This is a genomic window from Streptomyces sp. NBC_00704 (assembly GCF_036226605.1).
Classification (GTDB): domain Bacteria; phylum Actinomycetota; class Actinomycetes; order Streptomycetales; family Streptomycetaceae; genus Streptomyces.
The window spans coordinates 1,406,748-1,424,202 of record NZ_CP109000.1 but is presented as its reverse complement, the minus strand read 5'-3'; the positions used below and the strand labels follow the sequence as shown (position 1 = coordinate 1,424,202).

Annotated in this window: 13 protein-coding genes, 1 tRNA gene and 1 pseudogene; 10 read left to right on the top strand and 5 right to left on the bottom strand. The window is 73.7% G+C overall.

What is annotated here, in order from left to right; translation table 11 throughout:
• Positions 1-67 precede the first annotated feature (67 nt).
• The gene (locus tag OG802_RS06265; protein WP_329407976.1) at positions 68-2,491 is read right to left on the bottom strand and encodes an SCO7613 C-terminal domain-containing membrane protein; all 2,424 of its coding nucleotides are present in this window, start codon (positions 2,489-2,491) and stop codon (positions 68-70) included.
• A 64-nt stretch (positions 2,492-2,555) separates the two neighbouring features.
• Between OG802_RS06265 and OG802_RS06260 the strand changes: the two genes are divergently transcribed.
• Positions 2,556-3,002, top strand: coding sequence for an SRPBCC family protein (locus tag OG802_RS06260; RefSeq protein WP_329407973.1), 447 nt, complete (start codon positions 2,556-2,558; stop codon positions 3,000-3,002).
• 39 nt (positions 3,003-3,041) lie between these two features.
• Positions 3,042-3,113: transfer RNA gene (locus tag OG802_RS06255), tRNA-Val, on the top strand.
• A 132-nt stretch (positions 3,114-3,245) separates the two neighbouring features.
• Here the strand turns inward: OG802_RS06255 and OG802_RS06250 are convergent.
• Positions 3,246-3,971, bottom strand: coding sequence for a 3'-5' exonuclease (locus OG802_RS06250; protein WP_329407971.1), 726 nt, complete (start codon positions 3,969-3,971; stop codon positions 3,246-3,248).
• Positions 3,972-4,138: 167 nt separating this feature from the next.
• Here OG802_RS06250 and OG802_RS06245 point away from each other — a divergent pair, with 167 nt between their 5' ends.
• The 3 genes from OG802_RS06245 to thrS all read left to right on the top strand — a co-directional run bounded on the left by OG802_RS06245 (position 4,139) and on the right by thrS (position 8,018).
• Positions 4,139-4,705: a DUF4365 domain-containing protein gene (locus OG802_RS06245; protein WP_329407969.1), complete on the top strand. Its 567-nt coding sequence runs from the start codon at positions 4,139-4,141 to the stop codon at positions 4,703-4,705.
• The gene (locus OG802_RS06240; protein WP_329407966.1) at positions 4,702-5,952 is read left to right on the top strand and encodes a hypothetical protein; all 1,251 of its coding nucleotides are present in this window, start codon (positions 4,702-4,704) and stop codon (positions 5,950-5,952) included. The genes OG802_RS06245 and OG802_RS06240 overlap by 4 nt, the downstream gene beginning before the upstream one ends.
• An 89-nt stretch (positions 5,953-6,041) precedes the next feature.
• Positions 6,042-8,018 (top strand): threonine--tRNA ligase, encoded by a 1,977-nt coding sequence (gene thrS / locus OG802_RS06235; RefSeq protein WP_329407964.1) that lies wholly within the window; start codon positions 6,042-6,044, stop codon positions 8,016-8,018.
• 27 nt (positions 8,019-8,045) lie between these two features.
• Here thrS and OG802_RS06230 read toward each other — a convergent pair whose 3' ends face one another.
• Positions 8,046-8,729 carry a potassium channel family protein gene (locus tag OG802_RS06230; protein ID WP_329407962.1) on the bottom strand — a complete coding sequence of 228 codons (684 nt, stop codon included), beginning with the start codon at positions 8,727-8,729 and terminating at the stop codon, positions 8,046-8,048.
• Between the two features lie 67 nt (positions 8,730-8,796).
• On the opposite strand from OG802_RS06230, the gene OG802_RS06225 reads away from it, so the two are divergent.
• Positions 8,797-9,360, top strand: coding sequence for an HIT family protein (locus OG802_RS06225; RefSeq protein ID WP_329407960.1), 564 nt, complete (start codon positions 8,797-8,799; stop codon positions 9,358-9,360).
• Positions 9,361-9,535: 175 nt separating this feature from the next.
• On the opposite strand, the gene OG802_RS06220 is transcribed toward OG802_RS06225, so the two are convergent.
• Positions 9,536-11,197 (bottom strand): hypothetical protein, encoded by a 1,662-nt coding sequence (locus OG802_RS06220; RefSeq protein ID WP_329407958.1) that lies wholly within the window; start codon positions 11,195-11,197, stop codon positions 9,536-9,538.
• 207 nt (positions 11,198-11,404) lie between these two features.
• The gene (locus tag OG802_RS06215) at positions 11,405-13,591 is read right to left on the bottom strand and encodes an elongation factor G-like protein EF-G2 (protein WP_329407956.1); all 2,187 of its coding nucleotides are present in this window, start codon (positions 13,589-13,591) and stop codon (positions 11,405-11,407) included.
• A 221-nt stretch (positions 13,592-13,812) separates the two neighbouring features.
• Between OG802_RS06215 and pgsA the strand changes: the two are divergent.
• The 4 genes and pseudogenes from pgsA to OG802_RS06195 all read left to right on the top strand — a co-directional run bounded on the left by pgsA (position 13,813) and on the right by OG802_RS06195 (position 17,367).
• Positions 13,813-14,575, top strand: a pseudogene (pgsA, locus tag OG802_RS06210) (phosphatidylinositol phosphate synthase).
• The gene (locus OG802_RS06205; RefSeq protein WP_329407954.1) at positions 14,572-15,489 is read left to right on the top strand and encodes a phosphatidylinositol mannoside acyltransferase; all 918 of its coding nucleotides are present in this window, start codon (positions 14,572-14,574) and stop codon (positions 15,487-15,489) included. The pseudogene pgsA and the gene OG802_RS06205 overlap by 4 nt, the downstream one beginning before the upstream one ends.
• Entirely contained in the window at positions 15,486-16,655 is a 1,170-nt protein-coding gene (locus OG802_RS06200; protein WP_329407953.1) for a glycosyltransferase family 4 protein, read from the top strand. Before OG802_RS06205 ends, OG802_RS06200 begins: the two co-directional genes overlap by 4 nt.
• A gap of 169 nt (positions 16,656-16,824) precedes the next feature.
• Positions 16,825-17,367, top strand: coding sequence for a hypothetical protein (locus OG802_RS06195; protein ID WP_329407951.1), 543 nt, complete (start codon positions 16,825-16,827; stop codon positions 17,365-17,367).
• The last annotated feature ends 88 nt before the right edge of the window (positions 17,368-17,455 follow it).

Genomic DNA, 17,455 nt, shown 5'->3' with positions numbered 1-17,455 from the left:
CCACCCCGCGCGGACGCGGCGCCGGCGGATCCCGCCGAAGCCCCGCGTGCCGTCCGGACGGCAGGCCCTAATGCATCCGGCCCAGCACATCCCGCACCCGCCGGACGTCCCGCAGCCGCCGCTCGTACGTCGCCCCGAGGACAAGCAGCAGCAGGCCGGCGAGTGCGGGCGGCGCCCAGCGCGGCAGCGCGTCGCTCACCTGGACCAGATAGGGGGCGAGTTCGTGCAGCGCGTCCAGGGTGAGGACCGAGCCGCCCAGCACCAGCGGGGCCTGTAGGCGGTGCCGGGCGCCCAACAGGGTCAGCAGCAGAGCGGACGCGCCCAGCAGCAGGGGGCGGATCCAGCCCTGGTCGCTCCAGGCCGCGGCCAGGCTCGGCACCAGCGTCGCCGCGAGACCGGGGCCGTACGCGGTCCAGGAGGAGGCCTCCGGGTCCCGGCGCCGGCGCGTCATCCCGACGAACAGCGCCGGGACCGTCGCCACCAGGGTGTACGCCTCCGTGACGCCCACCTGCCAGGACGCCAGCCGCACCCAGGACGCCAGCACGGACAGGACGGCGGCCGCGTAGCCGACGCGACGCCGGTCCGGGCGCACGGCCGTGGCCGCGGCGACGACCGCGCACATGGCCAGCACCAGGGCCAGCAGCGGCGGGTCGGACACCGCGAGCCCGACGGCGGCCACGGTGGCCCCCGCGCCGACGACCTCCACCACGACGGTCGTCACCGGGTCGGCGGTGCGCCACGCGACCAGCGCCGCCGCCGCGGGGACCACGAGCACCAGCAGGGCGATGTGCTCCGGCCGCCAGCCGGACGCGGCGCCCACGGCCACGGCCAGGGCCGTCGCCCAGCCCAGGGACGCCCCGGCGGACACGGCCGCCGCACGGCCGCGCCACGCGGCCCCCGCGAACAACGCGGTCAGCGTCGCGAGCACGGTCGGCGTCGCCGCCTGCGCGGCCAGGGAGAGCAGGGCGAGTGCGAGCGAGACGAGCAGGGCGGACGCGGCGATCGCCCACGGGCCCACCGTCGTCCGCGCCGCCGACGCCAGCAGCGCGGCGACCGTGGCGCCCAGCACGAACAGGCCCACCGCGTAGGGAAGTTCGAGAGCCGTGGGGACGACGATCAGCGCCGCGAGGAGCAGCCCGAGCGAGGCGGTCCGGGCCTGGGCGCGCCACTCGCCGTCCCGGACCGCCGTCGCCAGGACCACCGCGACGGCGGCGAGGAGCAGGGGAGCGGTGACCGCGTACGGCGGCCAGGACGCGTCCATGGTCACCGCGGCACGGGCGTCGGCCGGGGCACCGGACCAGACGCGCCCCAGCCAGGCCGCGGAACCCAGCAGGGTGACGCCGACGGCCGGCGCGGCCCACAGCACCGCCCCCGCCTGGACCAGACCCGAGGCCCAGGCGACACCCCGGCGCACCTCCTCCGGGCCCCGGACGGCGGCCAACAGGGCGATCCCGCACGCCAGATACCCGGGCACGGTCCAGTCGCCCGGCGTCCACGCCCGCAGGACGCCGCCCGCGGCGGCGACCGCGCACAGCGCGCCGGCCAGCGTCGGGCCCGTCGCGAACGCCGGGCCGGGGGCGAACCGGGCCGCGCCCAGGGAGATCGCCGCGGCGAGGACGAGGAGCGCCGCCGCGCGGCCCGCCGCACCGGGGCCGTCCGCCGCGAGCGACAGTCCGGCCGCCGCCAGGGCGCCCCAGCCGCCGGCGGCGCACGCGCACACCAGCGCGACCGTGCGCACCGGCCGCCAGGTGACCCGCAGCGCGACCGCCGCGTCGAACGCGGCCGTCAGCAGCACCGCCGCCGTGACCGAGTGCGACCCGCCCCCGGCCGCGACCGCCCAGAGCGGCAGCACGAGCTGGGCCACCGTCAGGGCGGCCGGGCGGGGCAGCCGCGGGGCGGCCGGGCCCGGCAGCGCGGCGAGGGCCGTGCCGTACGCCGCCCAGACCGCCGCCAGCGCCGCCGACGCCCCCGCCGCGTACGCCGTGCCGTCCGCCGCGCCGAACGCGACCTCGTACAGGGCGTACGCGTCGAGCACCGTCAGCGCGAGACCGAGGCCCGCGAGCGACTCGGCGGTCGAACGCAGCCCCCGCCGCAGCAGCGCCACGGGCGCGCCGAGCACCGCGAGCGTGACCGCGCCCAGGACCGCGCTGCGTCCGGCGATCCCGAGGTGGCCCCAGCTGACCAGCGTGAACACCATCGCCGCGACGGTGAGCAGGACCCCGCCGAGCAGGAGGAGGACGTTCTGCACACCGGGTGCGGTGGCCTCCGGGCGGCGGGCCGGGACCGCGGGCGCGGACCGGCTCGGCCATCCCGGCGCGACCGGCGCCGCCGCCTGCTGAAGGGCGGCGACCAGCCAGGCGCGGCGGGCCAGCAACTGGGCCCGGCGGAGCTCCAGTTGGCGCAGCTCGGTGTCGAGGAGCCGCAGCTCCTCGGCCGGGGGCGGAAAATGCGTCATGCCTGGGAGTGTGGTTCGCGTCACGACCCTGGGCATGAGCGCGCGTACTCAGACCGTACTCATCCGCACTGGCAGGGCCGTGCGCGGGCACACTCAGCCCATGGACTGGACCCGTTACCGCTTCCACAGCCGATGGGCCCTGCCCGCGCCGCCCGACCGCGTGTACGAGGCGCTGGGCCGGGCCGAGGACTACCCGCGCTGGTGGCCGCAGGTGCGCGAGGTGGGCCGGGTCGACGACACGACCGGCGTCGTCCGGGTCCGCTCCGCCCTCCCGTACGACCTGACCTTCACCGTGCGCGCGGTGCGGAGCGATCCGGCCGCCCGGGTCCTGGAGATCGCGCTGTCGGGCGAGCTCGACGGCTGGGCGCGCTGGACGGTCACCGCCGACGGCCCCGGCGCCGTCGCCCGCTACGAGCAGGCCGTCCGCGTGGACAAACCGCTGCTGAGGCGGTTCGCCGTGCCGGGGCGGCCGCTGTTCCGCCTGAACCATCGGCTGATGATGCGCGCCGGGCGGCGCGGTCTCGCCGCGTACCTGGAAGCGGTTTGAAGGAAGCGCGCGGAGCCCTGTATGGTTCAGTGCGTTCCCGGGCGATTAGCTCAGTGGGAGAGCGCTTCGTTCACACCGAAGAGGTCACTGGTTCGAACCCAGTATCGCCCACCGGGAGAGGCCGGTCCGCGTCAGCGGACCGGCTTTTTCGTGTCCGCGGGCAGCCGCCCCGGACGTCCTGTCTCGCGCCCCGAACGTCGCCGTCCTGGTCTGCCTCGCGGACGTCCCGGACGTCCCGGCTTCCTAGGCGGCCGCAGGCATCTCCGGCCGCAGGGGCCACGACGTGTCCACCGTCTCCGGGGTGCCGCTGCGGGCGAACCACGCCTGGAGCCCCCGCGCCTGCGCCGCGTGCCAGGTCGTCTGCAGGGTGTGCAGCTCGGCCGGGGACAGCCGCTCCAGCCGCGTCGCGAACCGGCGGCCCAGCGCCCGGACGACCTCCAGCGCGGCCAGCGCGTCCGCCGCCGCGTCGTGCGCCTCCGCCAGCGTCACCTCGTAGTGCGCGCACAGGTCGGTGAGCGTGCGCCGGCCCTTGCGGTAGCGGTCCAGATGCTTGTCCAGCACCCGGGGGTCCAGCACCCGCAGCGGCGTCGCGTCCAGCCAGGCGCCCAGCGACGAGGCGCGGTGCCTGCGCAGCTCGCGGTCGAGCAGCGTCAGGTCGAACGGCGCGTTCATGACCACCAACGGCCGTCCGGCCGCCGCCTGTTCGGCGAGCAGCTCGGCTATCTCGAACATCACCGGCGACGGCCAGCGCCCGTTGCGCTGAAGGTGGTCGTCGGTCAGCCCGTGCACCTCCGTCGCCCCGGCGGGCACCGGGACGCCCGGGTTCACCAGCCACCGGCTCACCCGCGGCCTCCCTCCCGGCGCGTCCTGGACGACGAGGGCGGCCGACACGATGCGGTCGGTCTCCACGTCGACGCCCGTCGTCTCCGTGTCAAATGCGGCCAGTGGCCCCTCGTACCAGTTCGCCATCCCACTCAACCCCTCGGTCAGCCATGGCAGCTGACGCACCGTCTTCTGCCGCTTTGGTGATACCCGGGCTGTTTGCGCCGTACGCCGGAAGGACACAACACGAGTACGGGTCTTTGCAGTTCAGCGGCCCGTCCCGAGGACCGGCTCCGGTGGGAAGGCTGTTGGCCATGGCGATTGCGCAGCCCGAGCGGGGCGGGCTGCTGCCTGAACGCGCGGACGTTCACCGCGGCACGCTCGCCACCACCGCCTGCATGGAGACGCTGCAGGTGGGCTATCTGCACGCCGTCGCGGCCGCCGCGGGCTGCTCGCTGTCCCAGCCCTTCCCGGACAACGGCATCGACTGGCACGTCAGCCACAGCGCGCCCGGCCACACCGTCGACGACGAGGTCACCATCAAGGTGCAGCTCAAGGCCACCTACCAGGTGCGCCCCGACCCGCCGGGCCGCTTCTTCTCCTTCACCCTCGACAACGACCATCTGCGCAAGCTCGCCCGCACCCCCGTCTCGGTGCACAAGATCCTCGTGGTGATGATCGTCCCCCGGTCGCGGGAACAGTGGCTGCGGGCCGGTCACGACCGCCTCGACCTGCGGCACTGCTGCTACTGGGTCAATCTCGCCGGCCATCCGCTCACCGGCCGGACCCGGACCACCGTGCGCATACCGACCGCACGCATCTTCGACGACCGGGCGCTGTGCGAGATCATGACGCGGGTCGGGACGGGAGGCAGACCGTGACCCACCGCCCCCTCGACGAGCGGCTCCGGCCCGTGCGGCCGCACCCCGCGACGCCCTGGAACCAGCCCCCCGAGCCCGGCGAGGTCGACCCCGCCGTCCTCGGCGTCCTGCTGCGCCGGCACGGCTGGCAGCGGCGCGGGGGAGCGGCGGGCCGCTACGGCCGCTGGACCCCGCCCGGACCCGGCGGCGCCGGGACCAGCCTCCTCGTGCCGGAGAGCCGCGCCTTCCCCGACAGCGACGACCTGCTCGGCGAGGCGCTCGCGGCACTCGCCCGCAGCGGCACCCCGGCCGCGCGCGAGGTGCTCGTCGCCCTGGCCGTGCCCAGCGACGAGATCCGCTGGTGGCGGGACTCGCCGACCGGGCCCGCCGGGGCCGCCTCCTGGGCCGTGGAGGAGCAGCTGCGCGCCGCGGCCCGCCGGATGCTGCTGGCCGGCGCGCTCGCCACCCGCGCGCGTGCGGGCTACCACGGCGCCCGGCACCGGCGCGCCGCCCTGGCCGCGCTGGACGACGTCCTGGTCGGGACCGCGACCGGCGGGCGCCGGCTGACGGCCTTCGTGCCGGTCGCCGGCGCCCGCTCCCTCGCGGTCCGTCTCCACCAGGCCCTCTACGCCGTCCGCGAGGCCGTCGACTACCAGCGGGCCACCGGCCGCACGGACGCCTTCGACGGCGCCGTGGAGGCCGGCGCCAGCCGCGAGCTGACCGAGGCGCTGATCGCCCTCGTACGCGGCGCCGAGGGCGCGCGGATCGCCGTCGAATGGTCGCCCGCGGCCGGCGTCCCCGCGCACTGCGCCGCGGGCGGGGAACCGGTGGAGTTCTCTCCCGGCGACCTGTCCGTGCTGCGCGAGGCGGGAGCCCGCTATCTGCGCGAGGAGCCCTCCGTGAGCGTGCGGATCACCGGCACGGTCGTCCGGCTGCGCAGGGCCGGACCGCGCGGCGACGGCAGCGTACGGCTGCGGGTGCTGGCCGGCGCGGAGATCGCGCATCTGCGGCTCACCCTCGGCGAGGAGGACTACCGCGTCGCCGGGCAGGCCCATCTGGTCGGACTGCCGGTGCGGGTGCAGGGCCGGCTGGAGAGCCGGGGCGGGTTCCGCAGGCTCACCGGCGCCCGCGGGGTCGCCCCCGTACAGGTGGACGAGGCCGAACGGGACCGGCTGATGAAATCGGTGCGGGACAGCGCGGCGGACGCGGACGTCTTCGAGGAGGCGTGCGCGCGGGACGCCCTCGAAGAGGAGCGGCCGGGTAACTGATTTCGCGGTCGGTGGGTGCGGGTCGGTACGATCGCCTCTTGCGCGCGCTCACGGTATGGCGCCGCACCCCCTTCAGTCAGGAGAGACCGGTGTCAGACGTCCGTGTGATCATCCAACGCGATTCCGAGCGGGAAGAGCGCACGGTGACGACGGGCACCACGGCCGCCGAGCTGTTCGCCGGCCTGCGCTCGATCGTCGCCGCGCGGGTGGCCGGCGAGCTGAGGGACCTGTCGTACGCGGTCCGCGAGGGCGACGAGATCGAGGGCGTCGAGATCTCCTCCGAGGACGGCCTGAACATCCTGCGCCACTCCACCGCGCACGTCATGGCCCAGGCCGTGCAGGAGCTGTTCCCCGAGGCCAAGCTGGGCATCGGCCCGCCGGTCAAGGACGGCTTCTACTACGACTTCGACGTGGAGAAGCCCTTCACGCCCGAGGACCTCAAGGCCGTCGAGAAGAAGATGCAGGAGATCCAGAAGCGGGGGCAGCGGTTCGCCCGGCGCGTCGTCACCGACGAGGCCGCCCGCGAGGAGCTCGCCGACGAGCCCTACAAGCTGGAGCTGATCGGCCTCAAGGGCTCGGCCTCCAGCGACGACGGCGCCGACGTCGAGGTCGGCGGCGGCGAGCTGACGATCTACGACAACCTGGACGCCAAGACCGGCGAGCTGTGCTGGAAGGACCTCTGCCGCGGTCCCCACCTGCCCACCACCCGCGCCATCCCGGCCTTCAAGCTGATGCGCAACGCGGCCGCCTACTGGCGCGGCAGCGAGAAGAACCCCATGCTCCAGCGTATCTACGGCACCGCCTGGCCCTCGAAGGAGGAGCTGAAGGCCCACCTCGACTTCCTCGCCGAGGCCGAGAAGCGCGACCACCGCAAGCTGGGCAGCGAGCTCGACCTGTTCTCCATCCCGGAGCAGATCGGCTCCGGCCTCGCCGTCTTCCACCCCAAGGGCGGCATCATCCGCCGGGTCATGGAGGACTACTCGCGCCGCCGGCACGAGGAGGAGGGCTACGAGTTCGTCTACACCCCGCACGCGACCAAGGGGAAGCTCTTCGAGACCTCGGGCCACCTGGACTGGTACGCCGACGGCATGTACCCGCCCATGCAGCTCGACGAGGGCGTGGACTACTACCTCAAGCCCATGAACTGCCCGATGCACAACCTGATCTTCGACGCGCGCGGCCGCTCCTACCGCGAACTGCCGCTGCGCCTCTTCGAGTTCGGGACCGTGTACCGGTACGAGAAGTCGGGCGTCGTGCACGGCCTCACCCGCGCCCGCGGCTTCACGCAGGACGACGCGCACATCTACTGCACCCGCGAGCAGATGTCGGAGGAGCTCGACAAGACGCTCACCTTCGTCCTCGGCCTGCTGCGCGACTACGGCCTGACCGACTTCTACCTGGAGCTGTCCACCAAGGACCCGGAGAAGTTCGTCGGCTCCGACGAGGCCTGGGAGGAGGCCACGGAGACCCTGCGCCAGGTGGCCGAGAAGCAGGGCCTCCCGCTCGTGCCCGACCCGGGCGGCGCCGCCTTCTACGGCCCCAAGATCTCCGTCCAGACGAAGGACGCCATCGGCCGCACCTGGCAGATGTCGACGATCCAGCTCGACTTCAATCTGCCCGAGCGCTTCGACCTGGAGTACACCGGCCCGGACGGCGCCAAGCAGCGCCCGGTCATGATCCACCGCGCGCTGTTCGGCTCCATCGAGCGGTTCTTCGCGGTCCTCCTGGAGCACTACGCGGGCGCGTTCCCGGCGTGGCTGGCCCCGGTCCAGGCGCTCGGCATCCCGATCGGCGACGGGCACGTGGAGTACCTGGAGAAGTTCGCCGCGGCCGCGAAGAAGAAGGGGCTGCGCGTCGAGGTGGACTCCTCCTCCGACCGCATGCAGAAGAAGATCCGCAACGCCCAGAAGCAGAAGGTGCCCTTCATGGTCATCGCGGGCGACGAGGACATGGCGGGCGGCTCGGTGTCCTTCCGCTACCGCGACGGCTCCCAGGAGAACGGCATCCCGTTCGACGAGGCCATCGCGAAGATCGCGAAGGTCGTCGAGGAGCGCGCGCAGGTCTGACGCCGTGCGGTGCGGGCCCCGGGGGAGTCACTTCCCCCGGGGCCCGTCGTCCTTCCCCGGGGCGCCGCCCGTGACCTCGCCCTCCCGTGCGAACACCTGGATCAGCCACGACGAGAACGAGCCCGTGACCGCGCCCAGCAGCGCCAGCCCGCAGGCCATCAGCCCGACCGCGAGCAGCCGGCCCCCGGTCGTCACGGGAACGACGTCGCCGTACCCCACCGTGGTGAGCGTCGCCGCCGCCCACCACAGCGCATCCCCGAACGTGTGGATGTCGGCGCCCGGGGCGTCGCGCTCCCGGTCGTAGACGGCCAGCGCGCACGCGAAGCCGAGGAGCAGCGTCGTCATCCCCGAGTACGTGATCACGCGCGCGTACAGCGCCAGCCGGGGCTCCCCGCGCCGACGCTGCACGGCCTCGTACACCCGGACCACGCGCAGCGGGCGCAGCAGGGGCAGCAGCACGACCACCGTGTCCAGCTTGTGCCTGCGGACGAAGCCCAGCCGCCGTCCGCTGAGCCGCCAGCGCACGACGTAGTCGGCGCCGAACAGCAGCCACGCGGCGGCCATCACCCCGGTGCAGGCGTCCCGCCACCCGGCCCCCAGACCCTGGGCCAGGACCAGCACGGCGTACATGGCGAGGAACACCAGCGAGGCGACCGCGAGGGGGATCTCGGTGCGCTGCTCCCAGCGGACCTGAGGGCTGACTTCGTCCATCGGGCCAGCTTCGCCCGGCCGCCGTTCACGCCAACCCCGGCGACACGCCGCGAACGGGCGAAGCCATATGCTGACTGGCATGACGAGTGAGCCGGAGCAGCAGATCGGAGTGGGGACGCAGGACTCGTTCCAGCGCCTGTGGACGCCCCACCGGATGGCCTACATCCAGGGTGAGAACAAGCCGACCGGCCCCGGGGCCGACGACGGCTGCCCGTTCTGCTCGATCCCGGCGAAGTCGGACGAGGACGGTCTGGTCGTCCGGCGCGGTGAGCACGTGTACGCGGTGCTCAACCTGTACCCGTACAACGGCGGCCACCTGATGACCGTGCCCTACCGGCACGTGGCCGACTACACCGACCTGACCGTCGCGGAGACCGCCGAGCTCGCCGAGCTGACCAAGCAGGCGATGACCGCGCTGCGCACCGCGTCCGGCGCGCACGGCTTCAACATCGGCATGAACCAGGGCGGCGTGGCGGGGGCCGGCATCGCCGCCCACCTGCACCAGCACATCGTGCCCCGCTGGGGCGGCGACACGAACTTCATGCCGGTGGTGGGACACACGCGCGTGCTGCCCCAACTCCTCGCCGACACCCGCAAGATGCTCGCGGACGCCTGGCCGGCCGGACACTGACCCGCACCGGACGCCGGGTCGGCGATCGCCGGCCCGTCCGGCGCTCGAGGACGAGGCCGTTCAGGCCGAAGCGGGGGCCGGGGGCGGGCGGCCCCCGGCGCCGGTCACGCCGACCGACGGCGCCACACCACACCGCGCCCACCCCGGGTGAGGCCCCCGCCCCACCGCCGGAGGCTCACGCGTCGTAGGTGTCCGCCTTGCGGGGCGACACCTCCTGCACCGCGCCGCTCAGGGCCGACGAGCGGGAGCTGAACTTCTCGATGTCCACGTCGTGCTCCCTGAGCACCTTGAGCGCCGCGGAGTGCACCACGCGCAGCACGGGGGTGGCCGCCCGCAGCGCGTCGTCGGCCATGAAGCGGTGGCGCCAGGGCTGGTCGGCCCAGGCGTGCCGCAGACCGAACGGCTCGGGCAGGGTGATGCCGCCGCCGAGCCACTTGAGCAGCGGCGGATACCAGCTGATCGTGGCGCGCGCGGCGAGCCTGACCACCTCGTCGGCGGTGACGAGCGGCAGCTTGACCGTCCGCGTCTCCCAGAACCGCACGCTCTTGGCGACCTCCTTGACGGGGGCCTCGGGCTTGGTGGTGAACAGGCCGTTGACGGGCCCCAGGGCGTGCCCGGTCACCTCGATGCGCAGCGTCTCGTGCAGCACCGTCACCGTGATCAGCATGGTGAGGATCAACTGGCCGTCCCACAGCGGCCACTGCACGCCCAGGTAGTGCCGGTCGCCGCCGCCGAACTGCTGGTTGTTGCAGATGTCCTCTATGGCCCTCGGCTTGACCTGGTACGCCTCGACGTCCGTGCCCTCGGGCCGGGCGACCGCCTTGGCGTTCTCGCCGACCGGGGTCACGATCCAGTGCCGGACCGAGGGCGGCGGGAAGCCGCCGGTCTTCAGGCTCTGCCGGTTGAGCACGCTGAGCTGGTCGTGGATGGCCCGTATCACCGTCCAGCTGCGGAACTCGTGGACGCCCTTGTTCGGGTCGGTGGGCACCAGTTCCTCGGCGAGGTGCCAGGCGCCCCAGCGGGTGCCCATGCCGAGTATGCCCTTGGGGCCGGCGTAGAAGACCGAGTTGGACTGCTGCTCGGCGCTGAGCCGGGCCAGTGACTGGCGCAGCTGCTCGGCCGCGGTCTGGTTCGGGCTGGTGGGCACCGCCTCGGGGACCTTGGCGCCGACGCTGCCGCCCGACAGCAGGCTGTCCCAGCGCCCGCGCAGATCCACCGCGGTCCGCTCGCAGATCCGCTTGGCCAGGAACCACCCGGCCACCGGCGCCACGACGCAACCGCGCGCGTACCAGCCGACGACGCCCGCGAACGGCATCTTGACCAGGAAGAGGACGGCGAGCGCCCCCACGGCGACGAGCAGCCCGGTGCCGACGCCGGAGATCCGCTTGTCGTCCAGCCTGCCCATGGTCGCCCGGAGCTGGAAGACCAGCAGCCACACCAGCAGGCCGGGCAGGAAGAGCACGCCGCACAGCAGCATGACGCCGGTGAGCTTCTTGTCGCGTTCCCGTCGGATGCGGGTGGCCGCCAGGCAGTGCTCGACGACCGCCTGGGGTTCGCTGCCGAAGGACTGGATGAGCGGTTTGCGGCCGACGCCGAGCATGCGGTCGATCACCGCCTGCGAGAACGCCTCCCCGAGGTTGGGCCGGAAGATCCTGGCCCATTTGCGGCCCGTGGCGACCGCCGTCTGGTGCCATTCGTTGTCGGCCTTCTTGATTTCCTCGACCGGGCTGTCCCGGTAGGCGGCCGAGGCCAGGCCGAGCGTCGGCGTCTGCCCGCCGTCGCCCATCTGCGGCACCTGTGGTCCGAAGATGTCCGCGTAACCGCTGCCAACGGTCATTCCCGCCCCCGATCGCCGCCGCACTCGCCCTTGCGGCCTTCCCGACTTGCGTACTTCGCACACCTGTTGATCAGGTCATCAGCGTATCCGCAGGCGCCGACATCCGTCGGCGGACGGCCGAAGCCGCCCGCCGGAGCGGAAGCAACCGTTCCACCGCGGTGCCGCAGCGGTCACTTGAGGGCGGTCCCGCATCAAAAGCGGTCCCGACTACGTCTGTTGCCGGACTCTCTCGGCAACCTGCTGGGGCATCGGCTCGTGACGGGCGTACGCCCGGTGGAAGCGCGCCGTGCCGTGCGACAGCGAGCGCAGGTCGACCGCGTACCGGCCGATCTCGATCTCGGGCACCTCGGCCCGCACCAGGGTGCGGCTGCCGCTGGTCTGCTCGGTGCCCAGCACCCGTCCGCGCCGTCCCGACAGATCGCTCATCACGGCGCCCACGTAGTCGTCGCCGACCAGGACCGACACCTCGGCCACCGGCTCCAGCAGGTGGATCCTGGCGTCGGCCGCGGCCTCCCGCAGCGCCAGCGCGCCGGCCGTCTGGAACGCGGCGTCGGAGGAGTCCACGGAGTGCGCCTTGCCGTCCAGCAGCGTGATCCGGACGTCGACCAGCGGGTGCCCGGCCACCACGCCCTTCGCCGCCTGCGCGCGGACGCCCTTCTCGACGGACGGGATGAACTGGCGCGGCACCGCGCCGCCCACGACCTTGTCCACGAACTCGATGCCCGAGCCGCCCGGCAGCGGCTCCACCTCGATCTCGCAGACGGCGTACTGGCCGTGCCCGCCGGACTGCTTCACGTGCCGTCCCCGCCCCGCGGACGGTGCCGCGAACGTCTCCCGCAGGGACACCTTGTGCGGCACGACGTCGACCTGGACGCCGTACCGGGAGCGCAGCCGCTCCAGGGCGACGTCCGAGTGGGCCTCGCCCAGGCACCACAGGACCACCTGGTGGGTGTGCTGGTTCTGTTCGAGGCGCATCGTCGGATCCTCGGCGACCAGGCGGGCGAGGCCCTGCGAGAGCTTGTCCTCGTCGGCCTTGCTGTGCGCCTGGATGGCCAGCGGCAGCAGCGGGTCGGGCATCTGCCAGGGCTCCATGAGCAGCGGGTCGTCCTTGGCGGAGAGGGTGTCGCCGGTCTCCGCGCGGCCGAGTTTCGCCACGCACGCGAGATCGCCCGCGATGCAGTGCGTCAGGGGCCGCTGCTGCTTGCCGAACGGCGCGGACAGGGCGCCCACGCGTTCGTCGACGTCATGGTCCTCGTGGCCGCGGTCGGCCAGGCCGTGCCCGGAGACGTGGACGGTCGCGTCGGGGCGCAGCGTGCCGGAGAAGACGCGCACCAGCGAGACCCGGCCGACGTACGGGTCGGAGGAGGTCTTCACGACCTCCGCGACGAGGGGGCCGTCCGGATCGCAGCGCTTCAGCTCGCGCGGCTCGCCGCCGACGGTCATCACGCGGGGCGCCTCCCGCTCCAGGGGCGTCGGGAAGCCCCTGGTCACCAGTTCCAGTAGCTCGACCGTGCCGAGGCCCTGGCGGGCTCCCTCGCCGGCCGGGGCGGCGGCCAGGACGGGGAAGAACGTGCCGCGTGCGACGGCCCGCTCCAGGTCCTCGACCAGCGTGCCCACGTCGATCTGCTCGCCGCCGAGATAGCGGTCCATGAGGGTCTCGTCCTCGCTCTCGGCGATGATCCCCTCGATCAGCCGGTTGCGGGCCTCCTCGAGGTCCGGCAGCTGGTCCGCGCCGGGCTCCGACTCCTTGCGTTCGCCCGTCGAGTAGTCGAACAACTTCCGCGACAGCAGCCCGGTCAGGCCGGTCACCGGCGCATGGCCGTCGGGTCCCTCGGGGCCGCGCAGCGGCAGGTACAGGGGCAGCACGGCGTCCGGGTCGTCGCCGCCGAAGGCCTCCGCGCAGATCCGGGTCATCTCCTCGAAGTCCGCGCGGGCGGCTTCCAGGTGCGTGACGACGATCGCGCGGGGCATGCCGACGGCCGCGCACTCCTCCCACACCATGCGGGTCGAGCCGTCCACGCCGTCCGCCGCCGAGACGACGAAGAGGGCCGCGTCCGCGGCGCGCAGACCGGCCCTGAGCTCACCGACGAAGTCGGCGTATCCGGGGGTGTCGAGCAGGTTGATCTTGATGCCGTCCCATTCGACGGGCACCAGGGAGAGCTGTACCGAGCGCTGCTGCCGGTGCTCGATGTCGTCGTAGTCGGAGACGGTGCCGCCGTCCTCCACGCGGCCCGCCCGGTTCACCGCTCCCGTCGTGAGCGCGAGAGCCTCCACCAGCGTCGTCTTGCCCGATCCGCAGTGGCCGACCAGCACCACGTTCCGCACGGACGCGGGACGGTCGGCCGCTGTGGCCCTGCCGGCGGCTCCGGGGTGTGCGTTCGCCTTGTCGCCCATTTCCTTGCCTCCCGTACACGGTGAGGTCACTGGGGGCGCGGGCACCACGGCCCCGCGTGCGGTGGCGGCTGCGGCGACGCCCGCGGTCCTTCGAGCTTTCCACTCCCGTCACCGCGCGTCCATACGACGGACGCGACCCGCCCGTGCGGCGGACGCCCCGACACGACGGACACACGGGGGGCCGGGTGCCCGACCGTCGCACACACACGCGCGTGGCTACGATGGGCCAGCCGGTGGCCAGCAGGGGCCGCGCGGCCACACCGAACCCTCGGGAAGGCCATGCTGAACAAGTACGCGCGTGCATTCTTCACGCGTGTCCTCACACCGTTCGCCGCGTTTCTCATCCGCAGGGGCGTGAGCCCCGACACGGTCACGCTCCTCGGCACCGCCGGCGTGATCGCGGGCGCGCTGGTCTTCTATCCCAGGGGGGAGTTCTTCTGGGGCACGATCGTGATCACGCTCTTCGTGTTCTCCGACCTCGTCGACGGCAACATGGCCCGCCAGCTGGGCCGCACCAGCCGCTGGGGCGCCTTCCTGGACTCCACGCTCGACCGGGTCGCCGACGGCGCGATCTTCGGCGGCTTCGCGCTCTGGTACGCGGGCAACGGCGACGACAACGTCCTGTGCGCCGTCTCGATCTTCTGCCTGGCCAGCGGCCAGGTGGTGTCGTACACCAAGGCGCGCGGCGAGTCGATCGGCCTGCCCGTCGCGGTGAACGGGCTCGTGGAGCGGGCGGAGCGCCTGGTCATCTCCCTGGTCGCGGCCGGCCTCGCCGGCCTGCACGGCTTCGGCGTGCCGGGCATCCAGGTGCTGCTGCCGATCGCCCTGTGGATCGTCGCCGTCGGCAGCATGGTCACGCTGATCCAGCGCGTCGTCACGGTCCGCCGCGAGTCCGCGGAGGCCGAGGCAGAGGCAGAGGCCCAGGCGGCCGCGGCCCGGGAGACCGGGGGCCACGAGGCCCGGGGGAGCGAGGCCGCGAAGTGAGCGCCCGGGAGCGCCTGGCCGACGCGTTGTACGGTCTCGGCTGGAGCACCGTCAAGAAGCTTCCCGAGCCCGTCGCCGTACGGCTCGGCCGCACCGTCGCCGACCTCGCGTGGAAGCGGCGCGGCAAGGGCGTGCGGCGGCTGGAGAGCAACTACGCGCGCGTGGTGCCGGACGCGAGCCCCGAGCGCCTGGCCGAGCTCTCGCGCGCCGGGATGCGCTCGTACCTGCGGTACTGGATGGAGTCCTTCCGGCTGCCGGCCTGGAGCTCCGCGCGCGTGCGAGGCGGCTTCGCCCCCGAGGGCCTGCACCATCTGACGGACGGCATCGCCTCCGGCCGGGGCGTCGTACTCGCCCTGCCGCACATGGCGAACTGGGACCTGGCCGGCGCCTGGGTCACCACCGAGCTGAAGACGCCGTTCACCACGGTCGCCGAGCGCCTGAAGCCGGAGACGCTGTACGACCGCTTCGTGGCCTACCGGGAGGGCCTCGGCATGGAGGTGCTGCCGCACACCGGCGGCGCCGCGTTCGGCACCCTGGCCCGCCGGCTGCGGGAGGGCGGCCTGGTCTGCCTGGTCGCCGAGCGCGACCTGTCGGCCTCCGGCGTCGAGGTCGACTTCTTCGGGGAACGGACGCGGATGCCGGCGGGTCCCGCCCTGCTCGCCCAGCAGACCGGCGCGCTCCTGCTCCCCGTCACCCTCTGGTACGACGACTCGCCCGTCATGCAGGGCCGCGTGCACCCCCCGATCGAGACGCCCGGGTCAGGCACTCGGGCCGAGAAGACGTCCGTCATGACACAGGCGCTGGCGGACGCCTTCGCCACCGGCATCGCCGACCACCCGGAGGACTGGCACATGCTCCAGCGCTTGTGGCTAGCGGACCTGGAACCCCGCCCCTCGGACGGGGACCCGGCGTGAGGATCGGCATCGTCTGCCCCTACTCGTGGGACGTGCCCGGCGGCGTCCAGTTCCATATCCGCGACCTCGCCGAGTACTTCATCCGGCTCGGCCACGAGGTGTCCGTCCTGGCCCCCGCCGACGACGACACCCCGCTGCCCCCGTACGTGGTCTCGGCCGGCCGCGCCGTGCCGGTGCCCTACAACGGCTCGGTGGCCCGCCTCAACTTCGGCTTCCTGTCCGCCGCGCGCGTGCGGCGCTGGCTGCACGACGGCGCGTTCGACGTCGTCCACATCCACGAGCCCACATCGCCGTCCCTGGGCCTGCTCACCTGCTGGGCCGCGTCGGGCCCGATCGTGGCCACCTTCCACACGTCCAACCCGCGCTCGCGCGCCATGATCGCCGCCTACTCGATCCTCCAGGCGGCCCTGGAGAAGATCAGCGCGCGGATCGCCGTCAGCGAGTACGCCCGGCGCACCCTGGTGGAGCACCTCGGCGGGGACGCGGTCGTCATCCCCAACGGCGTCGACGTCGACTTCTTCGCCAGGGCCGAGCCCAACCCCGCCTGGCAGGGCGAGACCCTCGGCTTCGTCGGCCGCATCGACGAGCCCCGCAAGGGCCTGCCGGTGCTGATGAAGGCGCTGCCGCGGATCTTCGCCGAACGGCCGGACGCCCGGCTGCTGATCGCCGGCCGCGGCGACGAGAAGGAGGCGGTGGCCGGCCTGCCCCGCGAGCTGCGCGCGCGGGTGGAGTTCCTCGGCATGGTCAGCGACGAGGACAAGGCGCGATTCCTGCGCAGCGTCGACCTCTACGTCGCGCCCAACACCGGCGGCGAGAGCTTCGGCATCATCCTCGTCGAGGCCATGTCGGCCGGCGCCCCCGTGCTCGCCTCCGACCTGGACGCCTTCGCCCAGGTGCTCGACCAGGGCGCGGCGGGCGAGCTGTTCGCCAACGAGGACGCGGACGCCCTGGCCGGGGCGGCGGTGCGCCTGCTGGGCGACCCCGCCCGCCGGGCCGAACTGCGCGAGCGGGGCAGCGCGCACGTACGGCGATTCGACTGGTCGACCGTCGGCGCCGACATCCTCTCGGTGTACGAGACCGTCACGGGCGGCGCGGCGGCGGTCGCGGCGGAGGACGACCGCGGGCCGACCGGCCTGCGCTCCCGGCTCGGCCTGGCACGGGACTGATGACCCGACACCGTCGTCCGGGGCCGTGCCCGCGTCCGCGGACCGGGCGGGCTCGGGCAGGCGGACCGCGCACCCGGGAACGTGAGGGCCGGGGGCCGGTTCCCGTCCCCCGCGAGGCGTACGGGAGCCGGGCACGCGCGCGTGGGGCGCACCGGTAGCCTTGCCGCCCGTGACCGCAACCCTGATCTGGATCCTGGTCGTCCTCCTCGCGATCGGCCTCTACCTGAGCTGGACCGCGGGACGGCTGGACCGGCTGCACGCGCGCATCGACGCGGCCCGCGCGGCCCTGGACGCGCAACTGCTGCGCCGAGCCTCGGTGGCGCAGGAGCTGGCCACTTCCCAGGTCCTCGACCCCGCTGCGTCGATCGTCCTGTACGAGGCCGCGCACGCCGCCCGGCAGGCCGAGGAGGAGCAGCGGGAGGTCGCCGAGAGCGAGCTGAGCCAGGCCCTGCGCGCCGTCTTCGCGGACGCCCAGCAGCTGGAGGGCGTCCGCGTGGCGCCCGGGGGAGAGGCCGCGGCCCGCGAGCTCGCCGAGGCGGTCCGCCGGGTGCCCATGGCCCGCCGCTTCCACAACGACGCCGTGGGCGCCGCCCGCCGGCTGCGCGAACACCGCAAGGTCCGCTGGTTCCGGCTGGCCGGCCACGCCCCGTTCCCGCTGGCCTTCGAGATGGACGACGAGGCGCCGGCCGCCCTGCTGGACCGGGCGGCCTGACGAAAAGGATCCACCGGCTGTTCATTGGCCCTTGCTGTGGCCTGGCCCGTTCGCGTTTCCTCAGTGCTGCACAAATCCTCTTTTAAAC

What these genes read in the sequence shown, in the direction of transcription:
- OG802_RS06260 (WP_329407973.1), top strand. Translation starts at nt 2,556, where the DNA reads ATGGACTGGACCCGTTACCGCTTCCACAGCCGATGGGCCCTGCCCGCG.
- OG802_RS06215 (WP_329407956.1), bottom strand. Translation starts at nt 13,591, where the DNA reads ATGGGCGACAAGGCGAACGCACACCCCGGAGCCGCCGGCAGGGCCACA.
- OG802_RS06225 (WP_329407960.1), top strand. Translation starts at nt 8,797, where the DNA reads ATGCTGACTGGCATGACGAGTGAGCCGGAGCAGCAGATCGGAGTGGGG.
- OG802_RS06230 (WP_329407962.1), bottom strand. Translation starts at nt 8,729, where the DNA reads ATGGACGAAGTCAGCCCTCAGGTCCGCTGGGAGCAGCGCACCGAGATC.
- OG802_RS06245 (WP_329407969.1), top strand. Translation starts at nt 4,139, where the DNA reads ATGGCGATTGCGCAGCCCGAGCGGGGCGGGCTGCTGCCTGAACGCGCG.
- OG802_RS06220 (WP_329407958.1), bottom strand. Translation starts at nt 11,197, where the DNA reads ATGACCGTTGGCAGCGGTTACGCGGACATCTTCGGACCACAGGTGCCG.
- OG802_RS06265 (WP_329407976.1), bottom strand. Translation starts at nt 2,491, where the DNA reads ATGCCCAGGGTCGTGACGCGAACCACACTCCCAGGCATGACGCATTTT.
- OG802_RS06250 (WP_329407971.1), bottom strand. Translation starts at nt 3,971, where the DNA reads ATGGCGAACTGGTACGAGGGGCCACTGGCCGCATTTGACACGGAGACG.